Raw genomic sequence first — 23,069 nt, 5'->3', positions numbered from 1 at the left:
AATGAAAATATTGATATTAGAAGACGAACCAGTTCACGCAAAATTTCTAACCAAATTATTGCATATAATTTTCGAATCAGCGATAAGTGAAATCAAACATGTGACTTCCATTGATGAAGCTGATAAGGAATTAAAACAATCGCCAACCAATCTTCTTTTTTTAGATCTTAATATTTTTGGATTCGATGGATTTGATATTTTAGAGAGGATCCCTACTCTTTTTACCAATACCATTGTAGTCTCCGCAAACACTGACAATGCAATTAGAGCATTTGAATATGGTGTCATTGACTTTATCCCAAAACCCATTTCGGAAGATCGTTTGCGTTTGGCGCTGGAAAGACATTCTCTATTTGCAAGCACTTACCAAAGAGGAGGAGACCAACAAAAATATACAAAGTCTCGTTTATTACAAGTGGACTTGGAACGAGTTCAAAATCGGCTATCCCATTTAATGGAAATAGAAAAAATTTATTTGAATGAAGATTTATCTCTCGAAGTTCTTGCCGAAGAATTGGAGTTACACCCAAGGCAACTTTCAGAATTTTTAAACGGTAAAAAACAAACAACCTTTAATTCCTTTCTACACAGTTATAGAATCAAAGAAGCAAAAGATCTTTTACTCAAATACCCAGAAAAAAATGTAAGTGAAATTGGTTTTGAAGTGGGTTATAAATCGCTTTCCAGTTTTTACGACGCATTCAAAAAAGAACTAAAAATTACTGCTTCTGAATTCAGACAAAAAACTTCCACATCTGATTCCATATAACAGAAAATAAATTTCCAAATCCATTTGTGTAATTTTTTTTCTTACACCATTATCTAGATTTGAAAACTAGATGGTTGTTTCGATTCCAAAAAAGTCAAAATTTCACTCCTGATTCCCGTCCCAGGAAGACAGAAAATTCAAACCGAATTAGAATACAATTGATTATTAATAAAACTTTTTCAATTGGTTTTGGAGACTTTCTGATGTTTAAGGTAAAAGATCTGGCGAACAGTTCATTCTATTTTATAAAAAATAAATCATTAGAACGGATGTTGTATTTAACGGTTTTCTATTTTGTTCTATTTCTTTCTTTATTGTTTATTAATTGTGCAAAGGAAGAAAAAAATTCAGACAAAACAAATACACTTGGACTATTGGGTTTGGCAACGGGAACTCAGACATCCACAAACTCTAACAACGACGAGTCAGGCGGAGGATTGTTGCCACCCATCCCACCTGTTGTCGGTCCGCCCGCCAATCCTGGACAACCTCTAAATGCCCCTATACTGAACGATCCGCAAACCCATGTGAACAATGCTCCCTTAGTGGATGACCAATTCGGAATTTACGGAAAAATTTTAATTGATAACATTAGTTTCCAATTACCAGTTCATGACCAAACAACGATTACTGCATATATCGGAAAAAGAAACTTAAGATTAGAACCTGATGGGACAGTAGTGAATGCGACAAACTTTAAAACGTTAACACCGGCCACTCCAAATCCTGGAGGAGCGATTTGGTTTAGTTTTATCCATCGGTCCAATCAAAAACAAAAACTAATCCTTGTAGCAAGAAATGAATTTGGATCATCTTCCAAAGAAATCAATTTCTCTCACAACCGTGATTGTTTAGGAGCAGCACTTGCTCCAACCACCATTGGAGATTGCAACGGACATTGTATAGAAGTAACGAATGTAGCTGGACAGTGGAATTTTAAAGCAAAATACAAACATGGTAATGGCATTACGTTTGCGAATATAAGTGTTGAGGGCTTTGATCATAATACAGGGGGACTGTTAGGTTTTGATGCATTCGAATATCTTTGGGAGCCCGCAGACGGCCCCCCATTGCCTGAAGGAATTATTTCTGTTTCTTCAACCTTTAATCCCCAAGTGAATGAATATACATGCGTCGCATTACAAAGTATAGTTTGGATCGAAGACGAAAACGGAAATTTTAATACATTTTTATTTGCAAATCGTGCCAGGTTAGAATAATAAAGGTGAATGATTAGAAATAAAACCATGAATGTGAAAACTCCCATAACTTTCAAATTGAAACTACATTGGAGTTAGGATGTTCTATGTTAAGATACGAATAAGCACCAAATTCGATAAAAATTTTGTAAGGTTAGGATCAAGAATTTCATTGAAACGATTTGGGACAATTGATTGTAAATTGATAAGTTTTTTTACAAAGAAAAATAACGATGGATATTAAAACCAATAGTCCATTCTTTTTTATTGTAATTGTAATCGGCACCTCGAAGTAGTTGCGTGTGCGCAATCGCACGACTGTTCGTGACAAAAAACTGAAAGACATGGCCTCCTGTTTCGAAATCAATTCCCGTACTAAATGGCACAGAAGTATATTCCACAGGTTTAGAAAGAATTACGTTGTTTACAAAAGCATCGACCAACCTTCCCTTTGCGATCAAATCATTCACTTCAGAAACGGAATATTCCACACCACCAATTTTTGTTTTACGATCCTCGCTTTCATATGAATCACCGATGTAATCCCTTTTGGGAGTCAAAATTGTTGCAAACGTTAAGTCTAGTCGCTTAAAAAGATGGAAACGAAAAGACAAATCTAAACCTGTTCGATCATTAGAAAGATGTTCTTTTACGTAATTTCGGTGAACAAACATAGGAGATATCTGAATCGAAAGAAAGTCATTGAATCTTCTCGAAATCAATATTGAAGATAAAGTGCTTTGTCGATCCATATCACTCAATTCATAAGTGTTTAATTGTTTTTCGAGATTTGTATCCAAAGCCGGAATTCCTGTTGAAGGACGAAGGTGTGGACCAAAAAATTGTTCTTGTTTTGAAGTTTCCTGACCAAAAACTCCGAATACACTAATCGTTAAAGGAAAATCAGAATCCTGAGTCAACAAACGGACCTTAGATCTAGCTTCATAAGTTTTCTGAAATGAAGTTCTAGCTATTCCAACGGTGATTCGATCTGTAACTCCATAATCCAAAGATAGCTGCGTATTGGCACCCTGATCCAAACCAAAAAAATCATAGGAAGTGGACTTTGCATCTCCAAAGCGGTGATTGAATCGAAAATCAATTCCGTTTTTGCCGACATCTTCCGTACTCGGCATATGAATCAAACTAGTTCCTAAAAAAGCAGTTTTCCTTAGTTCTTGAGAGTAAACTGGTAATACAAACGAAAGGAAAATGAGTGAAAAAATAAAATTAAATAAACAATAATTCATTCTTGATCCTTCCATAAAATTTCAGATTCGATTTGGATCGTATCGTTTAGTTTTAAAATCACTAACTTTGGTACTTCGATTTTAAAATCAGCTAGATGAATTTCGAAATTCGAACGAATCAAAAAATCTTTTTCAGTTTCTTCAATGTTTCCTTGGATCTTAAATTTTTTCTTAGTGACTCCGTGTAGAGTGAGGTCTCCTTCAATTTCCACAATTTTAGATTTAATATCCCATCTTTTAATCACTCCAACAAAGTTTGTATTTGGATATAGTTCCGTTTCGAGATAGTTCTCGTGCATGTGACGATTCATCATCCGACTCGGAATATTTAACGCTTTCAAATCGATTTGAATGGAAACTTTTTTCGTTTCTAAATTTGCAGACCCAAAAACTTTTGTTACGTTACCTCGAATCGTTTCCTGAGGTGCTTCACTTATAAATTGGATTTTTGCTTCTTTTACGACCAATTCTTTGATTTTTTTGTCAGCATAAAGGTTGGTTGTTACGATCCACAAAAGAAGAAACAGGCTCTTTGTATTAGAAGGAATCAGGGGTTTGCGCCTTTAAGCGTCCAACAATAGACAGCTTTATTGATAGAATTTGTATTGTATATACGCATCGATCCCGTATTAATTTTATTAAATAACAAACTTCCCCTTGGATTTCCAACGGTGATTCTATTTTTAGTGCTGTTATATGAAGTGATGTCAAAACCAGCATTAGCGTTACCAGCGTTATGACAATTGGCGCAAGTTGTAGTTGTTCCAGCCTGGCCAAGAGTTGCAAAAGTAGGTGCAGGGTCTGTGCAATCTGCATCCGTAATTTCCGCAAGAGGAGTGCTAGAACCTAACAACAATGCATAAGACTCTAACACTCCCTCTTTATCAGAACTCTTTTCATTCCTACAATTTAAGAATACAGATAAAACAAGAAGTAAAACAAAACCACTTGACTTAAGAATTTGAATTTTTGCCACAAAATTACCCTTTGTTTTTTATAACCGATACATCGAAACCGATGTATCGGAACTAAATTTCAACTATACCATAATTCTCTTATGGATAAACTTTCTGTTTTTTTATAGACCTTTCGTACATCTCACACGAAACGAAATGATGTTAGTTGGTGGTGTTACAGCACCAACAATTTTATCGACAGGACAATCTTTTACCTGAATGTCATACACCGTATTCGAGTTTTCCATAATCTTGACAGGGCAAGATGATACTGGATCGTAACTGCCGTTTTGAGTATCTACGTTTAACAGAAAACTACCTGCAGGAGTTACAGAGACATCACTAGTTTTAGTAAAATCGACTTTATGAAGAAAGAATGATGGTAAAGAGAAATCATTACCAGGAATCATTATATTATCATCTACTCCGAAATTCCCTCTACAAACACCGATTGTCTTTGTAAACTTATCATTTCCAATCGTTAAATTCACAGAATTCAATGCTGGCTCAGGTAAATCGGGGTTTGGCGCATAAGTCAAGAGAAGAAGCGGCGCAAGTAATGCACTCGACGTATCATCTTTTTTTCCGTCAGAACAATTTACCAAAACAAAAGTAAACATTCCCGTGAACAAAATTAATAACGTCTTTGTAATTGTTATATGTTTCCATACTCTATTTGTCTTCAAGTTATCCTCCACTAGAAAGAACATAATATTCTATAAAAGGATGTTACTTGATAAATTTTATACTGTCGTCCTGGGACGGGAATCTGGAGAAAAAAAATATTTTATAAATTCACCAGAATACAATCTCTGTAGCGAATGCATTGACATCAGATGTTATAAACCAATCAACTAACTACAATTATCACAATCAAACTTTAGCAAAATAAGGAACTCAAACCATTCTATATCTTACAACAGACAAAAAAATGAATCAATATACCAATAGACTATTAATTTACACCAAACATAATTTCATAATATTAAATCCGTTTCATTATAAATAAACTGATAATCTTTTTATGAAGGATGCAAAGATGGAACAAAATGATTGATCGGATTTTTGCAAAAATAATATCTTCTGACACAAGAAAAAACGCTAGCTTCTTCTCTTTAAAAGAGAAAACCCTATTTTATCAAAATTCTATTCTTTAATAAACAACATAAAAAAAATAGGGAAATAAATAATTAATATATTTTGTAAATCAAAATATTCTAATTTATTTTTACTCTAATATTCTCAAAGCAATACTTCTCGAACGAATGCAAAATCCTACCTACTGGCCAAAATCCAATGGACATACGACATAGTTTCCGCCGTGTCTTTCCTCAGTATTGAGGAACTTTTTTTCATACGACCTCTTGTATTTATTTTTGATTATGTTATAAATGAAAGCCGTTCGCAACGGATTCAAATTTTGGTTTAGTAGGGAAAATGGCAGGGATGTCCACAGATACCACAATTAAAGATTTTGCAAATGCCTTGTTTTCCTCTCTTCCTAATGGGAACTATGTTCTTCTTTCAGAAAACGGGAATGTACTAGAAGCAGTTCCTTCCAAATCAAACCCATGGGGCATTGATCAATCTAGTATTGGGAAATCATTTCAAGACTTTCTACCCGAATCATTTGCCTCACTCAAAGAATCCTTCACCCAAGTGATTGGATCAGGAACTTCCTTTGTAGCCCGATATTCATTTCCTAAATTCCAATTAGTCATTCAACTTGCACCTTGTGTGTTTCCATCACAGTCCGAAAAGTTTGTTTTATTCTCTGCATTGGAGACGGAGGAAGAACCTGATAGAGATTTATTGGAAGTAGAGCGTTCAGTGATCCAATATGAAGAAAACCTACATAAAGAAATCATTAAAATCTTCAATTGGAGACATGAAATTGAAGGAAAAGGCAATCACAGAGATTGGATGGAAAAAGCACTCCCCAATTTAAACACTTCTTTGATGCAAGGTTCAGGGCTTGGTGCATTGGTCACTACCGTTGGCTCCTTACTCAGGAAAGCAAAAAAAGAAGGGAATCATCACATCATCCCTTCAACCATTTATGAATTGTTAGAAGAAAATTTTAGTAGTACAAAAAAATTAGTACAAACATTGGCTGAAGCTCAAATTGTATTTGAAGGCAGTGCCGCAAAAACAGAAACAACAACTCTAAAAGACTTTCGCAATATGATTCAAGAAGAGGTAACATATCTTTCAGATATGACTACCATCAAAAACCAAAAGTTTCACATTTCAAATTTACAATCAGGCGCAGAAAGTAAGTTTCAATCCCATTTCAAATTATTAAGAACTGCAATTAGAGAGCTGCTCATCAACGCAATGAAATACGGCCCCGAAAGTTCAAGTATCTATATTCTTTTTATGAAAGTTGGTGAAAAACTTTCACTTAAAATTTTAAACGCACCGATGGATCAGTCAATCCAACAAATCGATTTCAAAAAATCAGAAGAAATCATTTTGTTTCAACCTTTTTACCGAGTAAACAAATATGTGGATGAACGTTTTTCAAAAGAAGAATTTGGATTGGGACTTGGATTACCAATTGTGAAAAAGATTTTAGAAGATATGAATGCTAAAATTTACCTCAACCTTTTAGATTCCAATATTTATAATGAACAATCATCCGAGGTTTCTGTTACTTTAGAGTTCGATATTGTTCCATAAATTAGAATAATTCAACTTTTATTCTGTACATACATTTGATTATAAGATTCTTCGCTAACACATAGGTGAGAAAATGAATAACTTAGAAATTGAATCCCTATCGGATGAAAACGATGACTATGATGATGAAGACACTTTAGAAGGCCGTTACCTTATCTTCTCCCTTGCCGATCGAAGTTATGGAATCGAAATCAAATTCATCACTGAAATTGTTGGTATGCAAAACATTACAGAGATTCCAGACATGCCAACTTTTATCAAAGGAGTCATCAACCTTCGAGGAAAAGTAATTGCTCTGATTGATGTTCGCGATCGTTTTCGAATGCAATCAATAGGATATAATGACAAAACCTGCGTAATCATTCTCAGCGTAAATCAACAGTTGATTGGGCTAATTGTTGATACGGTCAAAGAAGTAATTAAAATTCCTCCCAACAATATGGAAGAAGCACCAAAATTTGGAGAACACCAAGGTAACCAATTTATTAAATCAATAGCAAAGGTGAGTGATGAAGTAAAAGTGTTGCTCAATATCGAAAAACTACTTAAAGACGAAGACAAACTCGCATTAGATGCAGCTATTAGCAATCAATCTTAAAAGAAGGAACAAAATATGTTAAGTTTAAAATCAATGACAGTCAAAGGCAAACTGATCCTTGGGTTCAGTTTGCTAATATTTTTTATTGGTGTTGGTACAGGATCAGGGATTTATAGCGTAAACATATTTAACAATAAAGTAACTGATTTAGTTTTAATTTATTCACCGAAAGTGCAACTCTCTGAAAAAATCAGAACTAAATTCATATGGCTTGCCCGAAACGAAAAAAACTTAATCCTTGATCAAACAATGGAACTAATGAACCAAAGGTTGACTGCAAGAAAAAAATACTCAAGCGACCTTTTTAAGTTTATTGAAGACTTAGAGAAACTAGGAAATCAAAAAGATAAAGAAAAACTGAAAGAATTAAGAGCAGCATATGACGATTATGCAGCTGCTTTTGAAGAAGTAAAAGTTGTAGCATTAAAGAATTTAACCCAACAAGCACAAGACATATCAAGTGAGAAAGGACGTCCCGCTGCAGATAAATTTGACGCCATTGCAGATGACATTGCTTCTATGGCTGCGGCAGATATGGATGAAGCGAATAAATTAACAGATGAATACTATCAGGCGATATTTTTTTTCATGGCAGGTCTCTTTATCGTATCTGCTATCGTTTCTATCCTGATCGCTGCCTGGATTATCGTCAGCATCACCAAAGCGCTGAACTCTGCTGTTGAAATTGCAACCACCGTATCAACTGCCGCAGAACAGGTTTCCTCTACTGCCTATTCGCTGAGCCAAGGGGCCAGTGAACAAGCCGCATCAATTGAAGAATCAACAGCTTCAATTGAAGAAATGTCATCTTCTGTGACCCAAAACTCACAAGCCGCAATTGAAACAAATGAGATTGCATCTAACTCAGCAAAGGAAACAACCAAAGGCAGAGAATCTGTTTTCAAAACCCTCGACGCAATGAAGAATATTTCTTCTAAAATCAAAATCATTGAAGAAATTGCTTACCAAACCAACTTACTTGCGCTAAATGCAGCAATTGAAGCGGCCCGAGCAGGCAAACATGGAAAAGGATTTGCTGTTGTTGCAGATGAAGTAAGAAAACTCGCCGAAAGGAGCCAAGTAGCTGCACAAGAAATTAATCAACTTTCATATAATAGTGTTTCGCTTGCCGAAGAAGCCGGAAAGGTGATCGAAGAAATTGTTCCAAGCATTAGCAAAACAGCAGAACTCGTTTCTTCTATTGCAGATGCATCAAGGGAACAATCCTCCGGTATCAATCAGATTTCACTCGCAATGACACAAATGGATCAAACAACTCAGATTGCTGCCTCCTCTTCAGAAGAACTTGCCGCTACATCCAATGAGCTCAAAGAACAATCTGGCCACCTAATGGAAATTATGGGAACACTCGTAAATATTGATCAAGAAAAAATTGCTTTAGCAAAACAAAAGAAAAATAACACGAACAGACCAGGTGATCTTAAGAACATAGCAGCAGAATTTGGAAAAAACAATAAATCATCCAACGGTTTTGGTTCGGGAATCGAACATAACTCCTTAACTGAAAAATTTTGAGATAAGTTATGGGAAGAGAACAACTCTTACTCGACTTCATTCCTGAAGGTTTTGAACTCATTGAAGTTTGCGAATCAGCAATCCTCTCAATCGAGGAAATCAATGACCAATCCGGGGAATATGATGAAGATCTGATCAACAATCTGTTCCGTGCAGTACATACCTTCAAAGGTTCGACGGGATTACTAAAGTTAGAAAGTTTAGTAAAGATATCTCACGAAGCTGAGACTCTGATGGATATTTTACGCAAAGAAAAAAAATTTCCTAATGAAGACATTTGCCAAGTACTCATCAATACCTGTGATCAGTTGCGAAGGTTACTGCACAAAGTCGATGAAACGAAATCAAACCCAGAGTTAGATGATGAATCAGATGCTATTATTGAAGTATTAAAACGAGAAATCAAACAGTTAAATTCCGAAAATCAAATTACCGAATCAGAAATCCCAATTCCTAAAAAGAAAAAAAGTTTTGAAATATTTGGTGAAGAAGAACCAAAAACAGAAACAACGGTTACGAGAAAAAAACCTGCGTTTGAAATTTTCGGTGAATCTCCAAATACATCTCCAACTGAATCCAAAATAACAAACGAACACTATCATGCGGAAACAAATAACCCGGAGAAAAAAACTACAGAAATAATAAAACCGGAAAAAACACAATTAGATAAAGAACCCATTGCTACCACCGCGACCATTCAGAAAAAAGAAATCAAAGTAGCAAATGAAAAATTGGACGCACTCATGGATTTAGTGGGAGAGTTAGTGATTGCTGAATCGAATGTAACCCAACATCCACTTCTCAAATCTTTACGAAATGAAGATTTTAATTCTTCTATCAATCGTCTCCACAAAATTGTGTTAGATTTGCAAGAGGTTGCATTATCTACCAGAATGATACCCATTAGCGGTGTTTTTCAAAAGATGTCACGTTTGGTTCGTGATCTTCAGAAAAAAGCAAACAAAAAAGTTGCTTTATACATTAGTGGAGAGGAGACCGAAATAGATAAATCCATTGTGGATTTAATTGCCGACCCCATTATTCACATTCTTAGAAATTCGATCGATCATGGAATCGAAACTAATGAAGAACGAATGTTATATGGCAAAGCAGAAGTCGGTACCATCCAACTAAGTGCAAGACAATCAGTCAATGAAGTTTGGGTCATGATCCGTGATGATGGCCGTGGGTTGAATCGAGAGAAAATCATCCAAAAATCAATTGAAAGAGGAATTCTTAGCGGAGACACCGAACACTTGTCAGACCAAGAAGTATATAATCTAATTTTTGTTCCAGGTTTGTCTACAGCGGAGACCATAACAGATATTTCCGGTAGAGGTGTCGGTATGGATATTGTCCGTCAAAATATTGAAAAAATGGGGGGAAAAATTGAAATCCATAGCCGCTTGCAGAAAGGTACAAGTTTTATTCTAAGGATTCCACTTTCTCTTGGAATTATGGAAGGAACCGTGGTTCGTATTGGTAAAAAGTTTTTTACAATTCAAACCATTGAACTAAGAGAGTTTGTAAGCCTTCGAGAGAAAAAAGAAATTCCACTGGAAGACAACCAGAAAGTAATTGATGTTCGAGGTACTTTTATTCCCATCTTTGATATCAACCAAATCCTAAACCATAGAGAAGAGATTGTTTATGAAGGTTTAGATCCTTTGATGATTGTTCTCGAATATGAAAAAAAATTATTAGGCATACGAGTCGATGAAATTGTTGGAAATCAAAATGTAGTCATCAAACCGCTACAAGGAATTTTAGAAGAAGCAAATGGAGTGAATGGTTTTACAATTCTTGGTAGTGGAAACGTAAGTTTAATTTTAGATGTTAAGTCTATTTTCCAGAAAATGCACCGAAGCGAATCATGATCAAACTATTGATTGTTGATGACCAAAACGTAGTAAGAAATGTGCTTTCGGAAATGTTTGCCAATAACAAAACCATACAAGTTGTTGGTACTGCTGCTAATGCCTTAGAAGCAAAAAGGTTAGTTCCTCAGCTACGTCCAGATGTCATTAGTTTGGATGTTGATATGCCAGGAATGAGTGGCATTGAATTTTTAGATTGGCTAATTCCAAATTTTCCCACTCCGGTGATTATGTTAAGTACATATACGGTCACTGGAGCAAATGCAACAATCCAAGCTCTGCAACGAGGTGCTATGGATTTTGTAAAAAAACCAGATGGTACTGAATCTGATTTTTTGCGAATGTTAGAAGAATTAACATTTAAAATAAAAAAACTGGGAATCCTTACAAAACCTAAACAATATATAATACCAACAGCCAATTCAAAACTAACAGGTCTCAAAGGGAAACAAACCAATATCAAATTGATCGCAATTGGTGCTTCTACCGGAGGTACGCAAGCCCTGGATTTTATCTTACATCAATTACCGAATGATCTTCCGCCCATTGTTGTGGTCCAACATATGCCAGAACATTTTACAACTTTGTTTGCACAACGACTGAATCAAACTACGGGACTTCCTGTCAAAGAAGCAGCACATGGTGATATCCTTGAGACCGGCCACGTATATCTTGCTCCTGGGGATCAACATCTACTTGTCCGACGCATGGCAGGTCGGTATTATTTAGAATTAGAAGTATTTGATAAAGTGAGTGGTCATCGCCCTTCTGTCGATGTGTTATTTAATTCCATTGCAAAAGGAAAAATGGGTAACGACTGTTTGGCTGTTTTATTAACAGGAATGGGCAGAGATGGAGCAATCGGATTAAAAGGTATAAAAGATGCTGGTGGGAGGACTGTTGGACAAGATGAAGAATCAAGTGTCGTTTATGGAATGCCCAAAGAAGCTTTTTTATTAGGTGCTGTCGAAAAACAAGTCAGCCTTTCTAATATACCCAACGTTATTTTACAAATTTTAGAATCATAAGGGAGTTAAAAAATGTCAAAAAAAATATTACTATGCGATGATGCACCAACTGCATTGAAATTAATGGAAATGGTACTTGGAGATGAAGGTTATGAAATTTTCAAAGCCGAAAATGCAGAACAAGCAATGAAAAGTTTAGAACTCAATGGACCTTTCGACGGTTGTGTTTTTGACGTCAATATGCCTGGAAAAAATGGAATTGAGTTGTCTCGAGACTTTTTAGCTCACCCAAAAGGAAATGGTGCAAATATTTTGATCGTATCAACTGAATCGAGTGACCACCTGCGCCAAGCAGGAAAGGATGCGGGAGTAAAGGCATGGATTGTCAAACCATTTGATGATGAAGATTTAATTGAAGTATTAAAGAAAATTATCGGTTAAGTTGAAATAGTATAAAAGACCGATCCTAAACCCATTTTTAATGAATGGGTCAGCGGATTAAAAAGTAAATACTGATGTTTTTTTAACCATTCTTTCACGAACCTTAGTTTCGAAGTGACGCTCTTGCGTTAGAATTTCGTTTGATCCATTTGCTTGAAGTTTAGTAATAAAAACATCGTAATTATCTGTATGAAAAACTAGTTTTCGATATAATTCGCCGCCTGTGTCTTCGCTGATAATTGGAATTTTTTCAGTCTGCAAAAAATCCTTAACAAACATTATATTCTTCGGACCTGCATTGTTTGTTGTTAATTTCAGAGTTTGAGAGCCACCAAAAATTTTTGCTTTTAGTTCATCCCTAGGGATATTCAATTTCACAAATTCGTTAATCAATAATTCCATGGAAGTAATTCCATATCGTAAACTTTGTTTTTCTTCTAATTTACCCAAACTTCCCGGTAAAAGAATGTGATTGATGGCACTGTGTCTTGTTCTTTCATGAAACAAACATACAGAAACACAAGAACCCAAAATTGTCCGAATTTCATATATCCCCGAAGTAAAATAAGCTTCACCGATATTCAAATACACTTTCTGTTTCATCACACAATGACCAGTCCGATGAAAGGAGATCACATTCATGCTCACTTTCTAATAACCATTGTAACCGGTTTTTAAGAATAAAACAAGAGATGCCAAACGAATTAATTGATTTAAAAATTGATAAGTTATCGAAACCGTATCACACAACAAGGGTATTTAAACTTTTTTCTCACATAAATCACAGTTTCCGCATTCTTTAAATTCAGAATCAAAATAGTTATGAATGAATTCTCTCCGACATGTTTCTGTTTTGGTATACAATACAGTTTGGTACAACCTCTTTTGATTTTCTTTCTTTTTCTCAAGTAATTCGGCTTCAGAAAAAAAGGAGTCAGACCATTCAGACTCAATCTGCAATGTCCCTTTCTCTAACTCCCCAGAAATTAACCCTTTACTTGCTAGCAAACTCAAGGCTGTTTGGATTCGGTGGTCCCCTTTATTTTTAAAACTCATATAACCTTGTAAGGTTTCATAATCTAAACCAGACAATTCATTTTGTTTTTGTAACAAGGTTCCAAATAGTTTCTTTAGATATGTTCGGTCAGGATTTTGCCATTCAATAAATTCCATTTGAACAGTTAGGTCTTCTTGTTGATAATAGAGTTTACAATCAGAAGGATCACCATCTCTACCGGCACGCCCTATTTCTTGATAATAAGATTCGATACTCCCCGGAATCTGTGCATGATAGACATTACGAATGTTAGGTTTATCAATTCCCATCCCAAATGCATTTGTTGCGAGAAGAATCCCTTCTTCCGATTTGAGAAAAGAAGATTGTATTTTATTTCTGTGTGTTGGAGAAAGTTTGCCATGATATACAAAATGTCGTTTCTGCTTTGTATCAAGCCAGTGACTAAATTTTTCCAACTCTTGGATAAGGCTAAAATAAATGATCGTTGCTCCATGTGTATGGTTTAAATCATCTAAAATGGCTTTGTATTTTGCCTCTAAATCAAAACAATCCACCACGGATAATTTCAAATTAGGACGAAACAATCCATCGTCAAAAATTTTGATTTTTTCTTTTGAGATGCCCAATTGAGAAATGATGTCTTTTTGGACATGTTTAGAAGCAGTAGCAGTCAGTGCCACTGCTACTGGATAACCTAATATTTCGCGAAACCAAGATATCTTTGTATAGTCAGGCCGAAAGTCATGACCCCATTGGCTAATGCAATGTGCTTCATCAATTGCCAATAAGGAAACGGCAAGGCCACTCAGTGCATCCAAAAATTCTTTTTTCTGAAAACGTTCTGGAGAAACGTATAAAATTTTATAATCACCTGATTTAAGTTTTGTATACCGTTCCGTTCGCTCTGCTTTTCCTAAACTAGAGTTGATATATTCGGCTGATACACCTTTTCTTTGTAATGCGGCTACTTGATCCTTCATCAAAGCGATCAATGGAGAAATGACTATACAAATACCTGGCAGAGTGATTGCCGGGATTTGATAACACAAAGACTTGCCCATTCCCGTCGGCATAAGTACCAACGCATCCTGTCCAGAAAGAATGTGTTGGATAATATGTTCCTGATTTCCACGGAACTGAGAAATACCAAAGATTAATTTTGCTTCATCAAGATTCAAATAGACACTACCGTGATTTTTTTTGTTTGATGAAACGATGTTTTATTTATTTAAATCAATTACTTGTTCTAGGAAATTTTATCCGAACAACATCCATCACTTCATCCAAAATAGAAGGATCGTCAATGGTGGATGGAACAGAATATGTTTCGCCGTCGATCATCTTACGCATTGTTTTACGTAGAATTTTTCCAGAACGAGTTTTTGGTAGTCTTTTTACAAATACAACTGCCTTTAAAGATGCAATTGCTCCAATTTTTTCTCGAATTCGATGTGTGATATCAAATTCAATCGATTTTTGGTCGATTGTAATTCCATCTTTACAAACAACAATTGCCAACGGGACTTGCCCTTTGATTTCATCAGCAATGCCTATCACCGCCGATTCTGCGATGGAAGAATTTTCTGCTACAATTTCCTCCATCTCTCCCGTAGAAAGTCTATGACCTGCCACATTGATCACATCATCGATTCGCCCAAGAATAAAAAGATATCCATCTTCATCAAAATAACCACCGTCTCCTGTTAGATAATAACCTGGGTAATGAGATAAATAAGAAGATTCAAAATTGGTATGATCATTCCAAAGTGTTGGCAAACATCCAGGAGGCAAAGGTAGTTTGATCACAATATTTCCTTTTTCGCCATGGTTTAGTTCATGACCTTCTTCATCCAAAATTCGGACATCAAAACCTGAAACTGGCTTTGTCGCCGAACCAGCCTTTGTTGGAAGAGGAGAAGCTCCCATCATATTGGCAGCAATGGCCCAACCCGTTTCCGTTTGCCACCAATGGTCTACAACCGGAACTTTTAAAAGTTCACAAGCCCAATCGTATGTCACTGGGTCTGTTCTTTCTCCTGCTAAAAACAAATATTTCAATGAACTAATATTGTATTTAGAAAGTTCCTTACCATCTGGATCTTCTTTTCGAATGGCCCGAAAAGCAGTCGGTGCACAAAACAACGTTTTAACTTTATATTCTTCTATGATTCGGTAAAAAGCTCCTGCATCTGGTGTTCGGACAGGTTTTCCTTCATACAATACAGTGGTACAGCCATAAATGAGCGGTGCGTAAACAATATAAGAATGTCCGACAACCCAACCTACATCAGAAGCAGCAAAAAAAACTTCTCCAGGTTTCATATCATAAATAACTTCCATGGAGTAATGCATAGCGATCGCATGACCTCCGTTATCCCTGACAACACCTTTCGGTTTTCCTGTTGTCCCAGAAGTATAAAGGATATAAAGTGGGTCTCCTGAAGAAACGTTTACTGCCTTTTTTTTGCCAGCTGTCTCCATCAATTCATCCCAATCAAAATCTCTTCCTGTATGCATGATCACTTCCAAGTTTGGTCTTGATTTGAGAATCACATAATCTGGTTTATGAGAAGAAAGATGCATTGCTTCATCTAACAATGGTTTATAAGGAATTATTTTCGAAATTTCAACTCCATAAGAAGCTGTAATTACAATTTTTGGGCGACAATCATCTAACCTAACAGCTAATTCATGAGGTGCAAATCCTCCAAACACAACAGAGTGGACAGCTCCAATCCTTGCACAGGCCAACATAGAAACAAGTGCTTCCGGAATCATCGGCATATATATAACAACCGTATCGCCTTTCTTCACACCTAACGAATCCAAAGTGAATGCCATTTTCTCAACAGATTCTAAAAGTTCGCGATAGGATAATTTGGATTTTGTTTTGGTTACAGGTGAATCATAAATAATGGCTGTCTCTTCCCCTTTACCTGCTTCAACATGAAAATCTAAAGCCAAATAGGAAGTATTCAAAACTCCATCAGGGAACCAGTGGTAAAGACCATCATCACCTTTATCATAAACTATTGATGGTTTTGTATTCCAAAAAATCCGATCAACAAGAGACATCCAAAATTTCATTTTTTCATCATCGTGAACCACTTGTTCCATTTTATTCCTGCCTGATTGTTTATAAGATGCAAGTTCCTTAAAAATCCCAACCACAAAATTTATAATTCAAAACGAAAACAATTAACTCATTTAGGGAATAGATATATCCTATATACATTATCATTCATATTGTAATTATATAATGCTGTTCAGTTTAACCAGTATCTGTTATAAAAATTTAGAATGAATCCAAAGAACTTGACATCGAAGGTATTTTTACCATTCTAACAAGACCTTTGGGTCGGATGTGGTTCTACTTTTTTAGAATCATTTTGAATTGTCTTTTTTTTACGCTAATTGTTTGTATTCATTGCGTATCGAAAAAATAAAAAAATCCACCCTGTAGGTGATTAGAAAAATTAAAAAATTGATATCTGTAGGTCTTATGAAAAAAACTTTTATTCTTTTCCTATTTGTGTTTCCGCTCTTGGCAAATCCCAATCGTCCCGTTGCCTTTGAAGAAAATGGACTTTATGGTTATCAAAATAAATCCGGTAAAGTAATCATCAAACCACAATACCAACATGCAATGGATTTCTCCAAAGAATTGGTAGGATTTGTCGTCAGTGAAAACCGATGGCTGTGTATCAATACACAAAACAAAATTCTATTGGAAGTATTTCCTTATGATAATGGTCCGGATGAATACTCAGAAAAACTCGCACGATTTGTGGAAAACAAAAAGTTTGGATTTTTCAATCCTCAATGCAAAAAACAAATCCCCGCTACCTATGATTTTGTTTTTCCTTTTGAGAATGGACTTTCCATTGTCTGTAATTCTTGCGAATCAAAATCAGATGGAGAACATAGTCGAATTGTCGGAGGAAAGTATGGAGCCATCAACAAAAAAGGGAACGTTGTCATTCCCATCGAATACGATTCCATCGACTCAATTGATTTCAAAAAGAAAACTGCAAATGTAACAACGAACCAAACAAAAATTAAAATTAAGTTTCAGTAAGAATACAAAAGAAGAAACAAACTAGTGTTTACACTGACAAAAATTGGGGTGGGGAGTGACAAAACAAACCTTTCATTTGGAAAATCAAAATAACCTGTGACAGTATCTTCCCTGTTTTCACGATGGCAGTGGCGGGTAAAATCCGAACTTCGGTTTTTTGAAAATGAAAAAGATACTTTTGATTGGGTTGTGTTTCCTTTTTTCTACTTGCACAGCTCTTTCACAAAATACAGAAAATCCGGTGGCCGTCCAAGGTGAAATTGACCTTAGGCATTGGGATTTCCAAAAGACAATTCCTCTTTCCGGAGAATGGAAATTTAATTGGGAAGAACTTATCTTTCCAAATCACCTAATATCCGATATACGAAACAACAAAGAACCATTCAAACAAGTCTCTCCAGACACAAAAAATTTCCAACTGATAGGAGAACGTTGGAAAGAAAAATACAAAGGGACCGGTTTTTCCACTTACCAAATAAAAGTTTTATTCCCTGAAGTATCAAAAGAAAACATTTACGCATTACGGTTTTTCCAAACAGGTGGGGCAGCCATGTCCGTGTACATCAATGGGAAATTAGGATTAGAATTGGGAAAAGTGGGAACCTCCCAAGATACCATGTCCCCCACTCGCAGTTCAGGGATTCTCATCCTTCCCCATCCAAGTTCAGAAACAGAAATTCTTGTACATGTTTCTAATTTTTTCCATGATGATGGGGCATTCTGGTATCCTCCCACATTAGGACTTTACCAAAATACCAATAAACAAATGTTTCATGAAGCTATCAGAGATTCTCTTTTGACTGGAGCTTTGTTATTTATGGCATTTTATCATTTTGTCGTTTTTTTATTTCGAAGGAACCGATCATTAATTCTGTATTTTGGTTTGTATAGTTTGGTGATTGCTCTCCATTCCATTTCTTTAAATGGAGATTCTCTCTATTTTTTATTCCCAGAAGTCCCTTACCGAATCGCATTTGCTCTTTCTTTAATATTCTATTTAGCAATGCCATTTTATCTTTTATTTTTAACCAAACGATTCCCCGATCATTTTTCAAAATCCATCACTCAGTTCTTTGTTATATCTTGTACGACTTTATATCTTTTTGTTTTACTCACACCTTCAGAATTAGGTTCAAAGACTACATTTTATGGATTATTCCTTACGATTTTTGGTTTATTTTATTCCATCGTTTGCATCATTTATGCAGTTTTCCAGAAAAAGGAAATGGCCATTCCGTTTCTTCTCATCCAAGTTTTATTGTTTTTAAGTGCCATCAACGACACATTATATCTCTATGGCATTTTTAACTATTTTTTGATTCTTAAATATTCCTACTTGTCCACTGTCCTCCTCCAATCATTGGTTTTAGCTTCTTACTTTACGAAATCATTTATCAAAAATGAAACATTGGGAAAAGAATTAGCATCACTCAATGAATCTTTAGAAAAGACTGTTGTTCTAAGAACCAAGGAATATAAAGAAGCAAAACAAATTGCAGAAGAAGCCAATCAATGGAAAGATAAATTGATCTCTCTTGTGGCGCATGATCTTAGGTCACCTCTAAGTACCGTTTACTCAGCATTAACTATCGTTACAGATAAAAACTCAACCGAAGAAGAAAAAACTCATATATCAAAACAAGTGTTTGTTATTTTAGAAAATGCAATGGCGACTGTAGAACATCTTCTGAATTTAAACAGATTTAAATTGGACCAAGGTCAAATTCATTTGCATTTATCTGAAAACCAATTGTCTGAGATCATAAAACCTTTGGCCGAATCCTTTTCTTTTGAATTAAAAAAGAAATCATTACAGCTAGAATTAGCTGTTCCCGAAACAACTTTTGTTTATGCAGACACATCCCTTCTCCTTGAAATTCTTCGTAATTTGATATCCAATGCTATTAAATTTAGTCATCCGAATGGATGGATCAAAGTTAGCACGAGTCATAATCAAATGTTCACAGAGATTTGTATTGAAGACAATGGCAAAGGCATTCCAATCGAACGACAAATAGATTTGTTTTCAAAACCCATGACTTCTCTTGGTACCATGGGAGAAAAAGGATTTGGGATTGGGCTTAAACTTTGTTTTGAATTAATGCGCCTTCATGGAGGAAGCATCCAAGTCCAGTCAGAGGAAGGAAAAGGAAGTCTCTTCACTTTAGAGTTTCCTAAAGAATCCTAACGTCACAAAGACTCGATAAAAACGAATCACTCTAATCACTCAATTTTTTCCCACTTTCAATTTAATTCCAAACGAAAGTGTAGAAGAACTAAGCAGAATGATTCTTCGCCTAGATTTCCATTTGAACACATTTTTGCAAAAAGGCTTGTCAAACTATATTATTCGAAACAACTATTGGCTTCGATGAAATATATTTGGCGGGTCATTTTCTTGCTCCTACTCTTAGTAGGAACCTCATGTGCACCCGTTGGTTCAGGTAACCAAAACGTAACCAATCAATTCGAATTTTTGAGAGATACTTCTACAGAAACTCCATTGAACCAAATTCAAAAATTTAAACATTGGGAACCAATTTACGAACACCAACTCTCGTTTAATTTTACTAATGATGTCATTTGGCTTCGAGGAAAAACTTCTGATGAGAAATTTGCAAAAGGTAAGATTCTTTCTTTGGAATGGAAGGCTCTTGACGAAGCTATTTTATTTTATCCAGAAAAATCCGAAAAATTTCAATTATATAAAACTGGAGACACAATCCCCAAATCACTATGGACACTGCCAGAAGCTCTTTACCCAAGCTTCCAAATTCCAAACCAAATTAAAAATGAATATTTTTATATTCGAATTCAATCAAAATCCTTAATCTCTTTTCCCATTCTTTCTTTAGATGAAAAATCATTTAACAAACGTATGATTTTAGAAACCTCAGTGACTTGGCTGATTTTGGGTGTCTGCGCGGTGATGTTTGTATTTGCTCTTTTTTATTTTTTTGCTTTTGGATTAAGCGAATTTTTCTTTTATGCAGGATATGTAGTCTGCACTGTCCTCTGGTACAATGGTCAATATGGAAACGCTTATGATGTCCTATGGCCAGAATTTCCTTGGTGGCAGAACAAAGCCATTTTAACATTTTCCACACTTGGAATTCCATTTTCCTTCCAATTTGTGCGAATGTTTTTAAATACAAAATTACACAACAAAAGAATTGACAAAATTTTACTGATCATGGGGATTTTGGCCTTCTTTTGTGTTCCTGCGATTCTAATTTCCGATACAACTAAAATTTTTTCTAGAATCGCAACTTATATTTATCTTATCTCCATTCCTTTAATTCTGGGAACTGCCTTACAAATTTATTTCAAAGGAGAAAAACGTATCCTATTTTTTCTAATCAGTTGGGGATCTTATTTTATCATTAGTTACAATACAATGTTTTATCTTTTAGGAATTTTACCATATTCTATTCCTCTACTTTATTCTGCTGTGTTTATATTCCCTATTGATCTATTTTTTTTATTATTCAATCTCTTACAGAAATATGAGACATTAGAAGGCGAACGAAACGAAATTTTCCACCGCATTGTAACCTTGAATAATGTGCCAACAACTCGTTATGTGAAGTCAAAGTTAAACGCTGTAAACACCGAAGAGTCTCTTTCAAAATTAGATTCATGGATGAGACAATCAAAACCTTATTTAGATGAAAAGTTGGATTTAGAAATTGCTTCTAGAGCAATAGGTCTCACTGTCCAACAAACTTCTGAATTACTCAATTCCAAATTGGGGATTAGTTTTCGTAGTTATCTAAATTCCTTTCGCATCACCGATGCCAAAAAAATCCTGATAGAAAAACCAGAGATGTCTATTCTTTCAATCGCATATGCAACAGGTTTTGGTTCCAAAACTGCCTTCAATGTGGAATTTAAAAAAGCCACGGGGGTAAGTCCTTTGCAATTCAAGCAGTCCAGTGTTTCCAAGAATCCATAACAACGGTTAAGGGCCAACTACAGGTAATCCTTGGTAGATTTGATTTACTGCTGTGGCACTGAGAGCAGAACCAAATACGCGATACCCATCAATGGCACCATGGTAATAATATCCGCCACCCCAACTTCCAAAAGTAATTTTTTGTAAAATCGTGTCTACTAAACCTGAACCAGTCGTAGCTGGTGTACCCAAAAAGGTACCATTGGTATAAAAGGAAGAATTTGTGCCGTCAAAAACAATACAAATATGTGTCCAGACACTTGCAGGTGGAGCAAAGGTTTGTTTCGCACTAAAGTTTGCTCGAGTAAAATATAACCCAGTTACTCCTGCAGTGTTTTGCAGTCCAAAGCCACAAGCATTACTAAATAGTGTTCCATAAGAAAATATCAATTCTTGCACTCCAGATCCGAGGAGTGCGTCTGGCTTAAGCCAAATACAAATGGTTCTTGGCAATGTCCCGCTTGGCAACATACTATCGCCCCCAATTTGAGAACTTATATCTGTATTATTGAGATGTATTGCGCCATTTGCGTCTCCTTCATATCCAGTCGTTTGGGAAAGAGTAGGTCCAGCTGTTAGCGTTAATGGCTGGATGCCTGAATTCTCCAAAGATCCATTAGTAAATTTCAAATGGACTAAGGATCCAATTTCAACAGCGATGCGCACGGTTGTATTTGTATCTCCTGCACTCGTTGTCGCGGTGACCTTGTAATCAGTATAATTGGTTAGAATCGCAGGAGAGCCACTGATTTCACAAGTTTCATTGTTTATCGTAAGTCCTGTTGGGAGTGTAGGTGAAACATTACATGTTGTGATCTGACTGCATAAATCTGATTTGATAGAAACCGGGAAATTTTGTCCCAAAAGGTAGGTGTTTTGTGGATAGGATAAAGAATTACTCCCTGTACAAGGTAAACAATTCTTACCTTTTAGAAGGCAAATAAGTATTTGGGTTTCATTAAACTCGCGACTATAAACATCCCCTGCATTATTAAAATCAGAAGGATTACAATCCAAAACAAATATTAAGAAAAAGAAGATTGTGTAGGATGATTTACAAAATTGGCCAAAGGTGCAAATTAGGTCGCATATATATTTTTTCATCTTGACACAAGAGTATAAAGGAATTGTGCCTAGCAGTCGTTCGGATATATATTTCAGAACGGAAGAATTGAAAAAATTTGGTTATTTCGAAATTATCAAAACCAAACGACATACAAAACGCACTACCAACCTATAGTTTGCTTTTCGATGACTACTGTAAATAGGCAGCTCCCAATCGATAAACCTAACCGATTTGTATTGCGTTTAATGCAATATCATAGACTCGCATATCATCGGAATCACCCCACCAGTAATAAGCCAAACCACCACTTCCAGTCCAAGTCCCAATGACAAATGCTCCGGAAGTAGTATTGAGTGGACCAGAACCAACAAATGCAGGGTTTGCGATAAAGTTCCCATTCACATAGATACTTACCGTATTCCCTCCGCTATATGATGAACAAATGTGCGACCAAATGTTCAATGGGATTGTATAATCAGCAAGGGCATCGTATCCGAATCCTAAAAATGAAACTTTATTTCCAGAAGACGTTGATAAGGACCTTGGAGCAAACAACTGAGTATTTGCGTTTCATTAAATTCACGACTATAAGAATCGTTTGCATTTTCCAAATCTGTTGGTTTACAAAATAAAACAGAAAAAAGGATAGAGATGAAAAATAAGTTAGATTGCACAA

Annotated in this window: 20 protein-coding genes; 11 read left to right on the top strand and 9 right to left on the bottom strand. The window is 35.7% G+C overall.

All coding sequences use genetic code 11. From position 1 onward, the window contains the following. Position 1: 1 nt before the first annotated feature. On the top strand, positions 2–769 hold the full coding sequence (locus EHQ47_RS10585) for a response regulator transcription factor (protein WP_135749852.1): 768 nt from the start codon (positions 2–4) through the stop codon (positions 767–769). Between the two features lie 203 nt (positions 770–972). Continuing rightward, complete coding sequence (locus EHQ47_RS10580; protein ID WP_135749851.1) at positions 973–1,989, top strand: hypothetical protein; 1,017 nt, start codon at positions 973–975, stop codon at positions 1,987–1,989. A gap of 194 nt (positions 1,990–2,183) precedes the next feature. On the opposite strand, the gene EHQ47_RS10575 is transcribed toward EHQ47_RS10580, so the two are convergent. From EHQ47_RS10575 to EHQ47_RS10560, 4 genes are all read right to left on the bottom strand, one after another. Continuing rightward, complete coding sequence (locus EHQ47_RS10575; RefSeq protein WP_425269573.1) at positions 2,184–3,233, bottom strand: DUF5777 family beta-barrel protein; 1,050 nt, start codon at positions 3,231–3,233, stop codon at positions 2,184–2,186. Further along, positions 3,215–3,769 (bottom strand): YceI family protein, encoded by a 555-nt coding sequence (locus tag EHQ47_RS10570; RefSeq protein WP_135749849.1) that lies wholly within the window; start codon positions 3,767–3,769, stop codon positions 3,215–3,217. Before EHQ47_RS10570 ends, EHQ47_RS10575 begins: the two co-directional genes overlap by 19 nt. Continuing rightward, positions 3,766–4,185, bottom strand: coding sequence for an LIC11213 family lipoprotein (locus EHQ47_RS10565; protein WP_414467805.1), 420 nt, complete (start codon positions 4,183–4,185; stop codon positions 3,766–3,768). The genes EHQ47_RS10570 and EHQ47_RS10565 overlap by 4 nt, the downstream gene beginning before the upstream one ends. A 111-nt stretch (positions 4,186–4,296) precedes the next feature. Then, positions 4,297–4,860, bottom strand: coding sequence for a hypothetical protein (locus EHQ47_RS10560; protein ID WP_244290307.1), 564 nt, complete (start codon positions 4,858–4,860; stop codon positions 4,297–4,299). Between the two features lie 760 nt (positions 4,861–5,620). On the opposite strand from EHQ47_RS10560, the gene EHQ47_RS10555 reads away from it, so the two are divergent. The 6 genes from EHQ47_RS10555 (at position 5,621) to EHQ47_RS10530 (ending at position 12,276) form a co-directional block, all read left to right on the top strand. Further along, positions 5,621–6,856, top strand: coding sequence for an ATP-binding protein (locus tag EHQ47_RS10555; protein ID WP_135748263.1), 1,236 nt, complete (start codon positions 5,621–5,623; stop codon positions 6,854–6,856). A gap of 73 nt (positions 6,857–6,929) precedes the next feature. Then, positions 6,930–7,454: a chemotaxis protein CheW gene (locus EHQ47_RS10550; protein WP_135748264.1), complete on the top strand. Its 525-nt coding sequence runs from the start codon at positions 6,930–6,932 to the stop codon at positions 7,452–7,454. Positions 7,455–7,469: 15 nt separating this feature from the next. Further along, positions 7,470–8,990, top strand: coding sequence for a HAMP domain-containing methyl-accepting chemotaxis protein (locus EHQ47_RS19935; RefSeq protein ID WP_135748265.1), 1,521 nt, complete (start codon positions 7,470–7,472; stop codon positions 8,988–8,990). An 8-nt stretch (positions 8,991–8,998) separates the two neighbouring features. Continuing rightward, the gene (locus tag EHQ47_RS10540) at positions 8,999–10,867 is read left to right on the top strand and encodes a chemotaxis protein CheA (RefSeq protein WP_135748266.1); all 1,869 of its coding nucleotides are present in this window, start codon (positions 8,999–9,001) and stop codon (positions 10,865–10,867) included. Beyond that, positions 10,864–11,895, top strand: coding sequence for a protein-glutamate methylesterase/protein-glutamine glutaminase (locus tag EHQ47_RS10535; RefSeq protein WP_135748267.1), 1,032 nt, complete (start codon positions 10,864–10,866; stop codon positions 11,893–11,895). Before EHQ47_RS10540 ends, EHQ47_RS10535 begins: the two co-directional genes overlap by 4 nt. A 12-nt stretch (positions 11,896–11,907) precedes the next feature. Beyond that, positions 11,908–12,276: a response regulator gene (locus EHQ47_RS10530; protein WP_004784508.1), complete on the top strand. Its 369-nt coding sequence runs from the start codon at positions 11,908–11,910 to the stop codon at positions 12,274–12,276. A 57-nt stretch (positions 12,277–12,333) separates the two neighbouring features. Here EHQ47_RS10530 and EHQ47_RS10525 read toward each other — a convergent pair whose 3' ends face one another. The 3 genes from EHQ47_RS10525 to EHQ47_RS10515 form a co-directional block, all read right to left on the bottom strand. Next, complete coding sequence (locus EHQ47_RS10525; RefSeq protein WP_135748268.1) at positions 12,334–12,918, bottom strand: chemotaxis protein CheD; 585 nt, start codon at positions 12,916–12,918, stop codon at positions 12,334–12,336. A gap of 117 nt (positions 12,919–13,035) precedes the next feature. Continuing rightward, positions 13,036–14,472 carry a RecQ family ATP-dependent DNA helicase gene (locus EHQ47_RS10520; RefSeq protein ID WP_135777155.1) on the bottom strand — a complete coding sequence of 479 codons (1,437 nt, stop codon included), beginning with the start codon at positions 14,470–14,472 and terminating at the stop codon, positions 13,036–13,038. A 55-nt stretch (positions 14,473–14,527) separates the two neighbouring features. Further along, positions 14,528–16,411 (bottom strand): AMP-binding protein, encoded by a 1,884-nt coding sequence (locus EHQ47_RS10515; protein ID WP_135748270.1) that lies wholly within the window; start codon positions 16,409–16,411, stop codon positions 14,528–14,530. A gap of 385 nt (positions 16,412–16,796) precedes the next feature. Between EHQ47_RS10515 and EHQ47_RS10510 the strand changes: the two genes are divergently transcribed. The 3 genes from EHQ47_RS10510 to EHQ47_RS10500 all read left to right on the top strand — a co-directional run bounded on the left by EHQ47_RS10510 (position 16,797) and on the right by EHQ47_RS10500 (position 21,327). After that, positions 16,797–17,372: a WG repeat-containing protein gene (locus EHQ47_RS10510; protein WP_135749710.1), complete on the top strand. Its 576-nt coding sequence runs from the start codon at positions 16,797–16,799 to the stop codon at positions 17,370–17,372. Between the two features lie 163 nt (positions 17,373–17,535). After that, positions 17,536–19,560, top strand: coding sequence for a sensor histidine kinase (locus EHQ47_RS10505; RefSeq protein WP_135749709.1), 2,025 nt, complete (start codon positions 17,536–17,538; stop codon positions 19,558–19,560). A gap of 183 nt (positions 19,561–19,743) precedes the next feature. After that, the gene (locus EHQ47_RS10500) at positions 19,744–21,327 is read left to right on the top strand and encodes a 7TM diverse intracellular signaling domain-containing protein (protein ID WP_135777154.1); all 1,584 of its coding nucleotides are present in this window, start codon (positions 19,744–19,746) and stop codon (positions 21,325–21,327) included. Between the two features lie 6 nt (positions 21,328–21,333). Here EHQ47_RS10500 and EHQ47_RS10495 read toward each other — a convergent pair whose 3' ends face one another. Together EHQ47_RS10495 and EHQ47_RS10490 are read right to left on the bottom strand one after the other, a co-directional pair. Further along, complete coding sequence (locus tag EHQ47_RS10495) at positions 21,334–22,191, bottom strand: LamG domain-containing protein (RefSeq protein WP_425269572.1); 858 nt, start codon at positions 22,189–22,191, stop codon at positions 21,334–21,336. A gap of 424 nt (positions 22,192–22,615) precedes the next feature. Further along, positions 22,616–22,948, bottom strand: a complete 333-nt coding sequence (locus tag EHQ47_RS10490; protein WP_135777153.1) for a LamG-like jellyroll fold domain-containing protein — start codon at positions 22,946–22,948, stop codon at positions 22,616–22,618. Positions 22,949–23,069: the final 121 nt, after the last annotated feature.

Origin of the sequence: Leptospira bourretii, assembly GCF_004770145.1 — a bacterium.
Lineage (GTDB): Bacteria > Spirochaetota > Leptospiria > Leptospirales > Leptospiraceae > Leptospira_A > Leptospira_A bourretii.
Note: the sequence above shows the minus strand (reverse complement) of the source record. Positions and strands in the feature narration are given on the sequence as shown.

Bases quoted from the DNA above. Each gene is read 5' to 3' on its own strand.
- EHQ47_RS10585 (WP_135749852.1), top strand. From the start codon at position 2: ATGAAAATATTGATATTAGAAGACGAACCAGTTCACGCAAAATTTCTA.
- EHQ47_RS10580 (WP_135749851.1), top strand. From the start codon at position 973: ATGTTTAAGGTAAAAGATCTGGCGAACAGTTCATTCTATTTTATAAAA.
- EHQ47_RS10575 (WP_425269573.1), bottom strand. From the start codon at position 3,233: ATGGAAGGATCAAGAATGAATTATTGTTTATTTAATTTTATTTTTTCA.
- EHQ47_RS10555 (WP_135748263.1), top strand. From the start codon at position 5,621: ATGTCCACAGATACCACAATTAAAGATTTTGCAAATGCCTTGTTTTCC.
- EHQ47_RS10550 (WP_135748264.1), top strand. From the start codon at position 6,930: ATGAATAACTTAGAAATTGAATCCCTATCGGATGAAAACGATGACTAT.
- EHQ47_RS19935 (WP_135748265.1), top strand. From the start codon at position 7,470: ATGTTAAGTTTAAAATCAATGACAGTCAAAGGCAAACTGATCCTTGGG.
- EHQ47_RS10540 (WP_135748266.1), top strand. From the start codon at position 8,999: ATGGGAAGAGAACAACTCTTACTCGACTTCATTCCTGAAGGTTTTGAA.
- EHQ47_RS10535 (WP_135748267.1), top strand. From the start codon at position 10,864: ATGATCAAACTATTGATTGTTGATGACCAAAACGTAGTAAGAAATGTG.
- EHQ47_RS10530 (WP_004784508.1), top strand. From the start codon at position 11,908: ATGTCAAAAAAAATATTACTATGCGATGATGCACCAACTGCATTGAAA.
- EHQ47_RS10525 (WP_135748268.1), bottom strand. From the start codon at position 12,918: ATGAATGTGATCTCCTTTCATCGGACTGGTCATTGTGTGATGAAACAG.
- EHQ47_RS10515 (WP_135748270.1), bottom strand. From the start codon at position 16,411: ATGGAACAAGTGGTTCACGATGATGAAAAAATGAAATTTTGGATGTCT.
- EHQ47_RS10510 (WP_135749710.1), top strand. From the start codon at position 16,797: ATGAAAAAAACTTTTATTCTTTTCCTATTTGTGTTTCCGCTCTTGGCA.
- EHQ47_RS10505 (WP_135749709.1), top strand. From the start codon at position 17,536: ATGAAAAAGATACTTTTGATTGGGTTGTGTTTCCTTTTTTCTACTTGC.
- EHQ47_RS10500 (WP_135777154.1), top strand. From the start codon at position 19,744: ATGAAATATATTTGGCGGGTCATTTTCTTGCTCCTACTCTTAGTAGGA.